The organism is Streptomyces sp. NPDC007162 (assembly GCF_040634175.1).
Classification (GTDB): domain Bacteria; phylum Actinomycetota; class Actinomycetes; order Streptomycetales; family Streptomycetaceae; genus Streptomyces.
Window position 1 is genome coordinate 1 of record NZ_JBEYFC010000808.1, and the last position, 2,794, is coordinate 2,794.

Annotated in this window: 2 protein-coding genes; both read left to right on the forward strand. The window is 68.3% G+C overall.

What is annotated here, in order from left to right; translation table 11 throughout:
* Window positions 1-1,787: ATP-binding protein (locus tag ABZ646_RS44250; RefSeq protein ID WP_360532787.1), on the forward strand; the 1,787-nt coding region annotated here is incomplete at its 5' end.
* Window positions 1,788-1,828: 41 nt separating this feature from the next.
* Window positions 1,829-2,428 (forward strand): methyltransferase domain-containing protein, encoded by a 600-nt coding sequence (locus tag ABZ646_RS44255; protein ID WP_360532790.1) that lies wholly within the window; start codon window positions 1,829-1,831, stop codon window positions 2,426-2,428.
* Window positions 2,429-2,794: the final 366 nt, after the last annotated feature.

Genomic DNA, 2,794 nt, shown 5'->3' on the forward strand with positions numbered 1-2,794 from the left:
AGATCGGCCGGAGCACCGCCATCACCGACACCGACGCCACGAGCTGGCGTGAGGAAGTCCGCCAGATCGCCGTCGATCAACACGACCAACTGCGCAGAGCCATGCAGAAGGACGATGAGGAACACGAGGGCCTGCGCGACGCCCTGTACGCCCTGTCCCACAGTTTCCGCGGCCAACTGGACGTCCACCTGGACCTGTCCCGCCTGACCGCCGAGCCCGCTCAGCCCGTGGCCGAGGCCCTGAGCGGTGCCGTGCGGGAATCACTCCGCAATACCGCCAAGCATTCCGGCGTGCGCACTGCTTCCGTCACCGCCCACGACGAAGGAACCAGCCTGCGAATCCTCATCGCCGACCAGGGCCGCGGTTTCGACCCGGCGACAGCCCCCCGCGGCTTCGGCCTGCATCATTCCATCGCCAGGCGACTCGACGAGATCGGAGGAGCCGTCCGCATCCGCACCAGCCCCGGCGCCGGAACCACGATCGACATCGTCGCACCGCTGGCACCCACCCTCGCCAAGCACCCGCACCACCCCGGCGGCACCGACCCTGACCGCGCCCTGGGCGAGCACGACGCCACCGACAGCCTCACCCGGCAGGCCATCGCGTGGTTCGCCCTGGCAGCCCTGGCCTACCGCATCGCACTCAGCCCCCTGCAGGCCATGAACGCGCTGGCCAACCTCAACCTCGCCGTCCCGATCTTGTACAGCGTGATCGTTGCGGCCGTCCTGGTGGTCGACCTCACTTTGCTGAGCGTCGTCCTGGCCGGCCGATTCGCCCAGGCACTGCGCTCCCGTCTTCTCCTCGGCTTTGACCTCACGGTCACCGTTGCCATGAACCTGTGGGCGGCTCACGTTCTGCCCACCGGCTCCGAACTCCTGCCCGGCCGTGACATCCTGTGGACCTATGCCGTCGGCGTCGTTGCCTTCTGGACCGTCCTGCGGGGGATCCCCGCCGGCATCGCACTCGTCCTGGGGGGCGTCGTCCTGCAGATCGCGATGGCCGCACTCAACCACGCCGCACTCACCAGCAGCGGCTGGGCACAACTGGCCTCCCGGCAAGGGTGGCTGCTCTCCGCCCTGCTGCTCGCCTGGCTCGCGACCACCATCGCCCGAAACAGCGCCCGAAAAGCCGTCGCTCAAGGCATCCATGCCGGTCGCGCCATCGAACACGCCTGGACACTGCGCGACATGTACGCGGGCGTCGAGGAAGCCCTCCGGCAGATCATCGCCCACTGCGACGCACCAGAACTGTCGCCCGAACACCGGGCTCGGCAGATCCGCGGTACAGCGCTCACCGAATCAGCCCGATTGCGCGCCGCCATGAACCCCGCACAGCCCTCCCTCCAGCACCATCTGGCCTCGGCACTCGCCCGCTGCGCAGACGCCGCCCGAAGCCAGGGCCTGCGCGTCGAACTCGTCGATGCCGAGCTGTCCTGTGACACCCCCGAACCCGTGGCCCGAGGCCTGGCCGCAGCCGTCGACGGCTTCCTGGCCGACGTAGCCGGAGTCGGCCGAACGTCACACGTCGTCCTGCGTGCCAGCACGCTCGGACGAGGCGTAGAAGTCACCGTGCGGGAACGACTGTCGGACGCCGGTGCCTGCCACCGGGCTCTGCCCGACCCTCAACGCTACGAGGCCGCGCTTGCCCCCCTCGGCGGCCACGCCGACCTGCGGGAGACCCCCGACGGCGGCACCAGACTGCGCCTGCAATGGACACCCGCACCCCTGCCCGCCCAGCGAGCGCGCACACCACACACCCACGCCCCAGGAAGGACGGAAGCCCCCTGAACCCCCACCAGCGCCCGGCCGCCGCTCAAGGCCCCAGCAGCGTGATCCAGAGGCTGGCGCAGCGCAGTGAACAGGCTATGGCCCGAAACTTTTGGCGCGAAGAGGCCATCGCTTCCCGTATACAGTCATACCTGCCCGCCAAGGGAGAAATCCTCGACCTTGGGGCCGGAAGCTGTAAACTCGCCCTTCACCTGACAGAGCGCCACCATCACGAAGTGACGGCCATCGACATCGTCGACCACAACGTCACCTCGCTGCCCCTCCGCCTCTACCCCGGGGACCGGCTGCCCTTCCCCGCAGACTCCTTCGACGCCGTCCTCCTGATCTTCGTACTCCACCATGCGATCCATCCCGAAGACTTGCTGGGCGAAGCCGTCCGTGTCGCAAAATCCAAGATCATCATTGTGGAGGACGCCCCAGCCGGCCCGATACAACGCCGTGCATGGCACGCCTGGGACTACATGCTCAACCACGGCACACACGCAGATGTCCACATCGCCCAGGAGCCACCGAACCTCGACGGCTGGAGCCGCTACCTGAACGATCTCGGTCTCCCCCCCGCCCACGTTCACCCGTTTCGCACCGCATTCCCGGTCGCTGCGATGTTCCAGCACGCCCTGTTCGTCGTCGACATTCCCTGATCGGCACAACCACCCATGGCGGTTGGGCGGTTGTGCCGATCCGCCGATGCCGCAGCATCGACACAATGGCTTCTGCCAGGCTCACCCGAAAGGAGCTCACGCATGAAGCCAGTGATGCACCTGCCCACCCGCACGGCACCACGTGCACGGGCCGCCCGCACCAGCACTCAGCGCCTGCGCCCCACCACGGCGCCGTACAACCGCGCAGACCTCCCATGAAACGCGTCACCGGCGCCGCAGCCGTCACCTCTCCCGCCGCTGCCCTCCTCGCCTCCGGCACCCTGCCGTGGGCAGCCCAACTCGCCCTGGCCCTGTCCGGTCCACTGACCTATGCACTCCACTGTTGGTTCGCCTACCAGCTCGGCT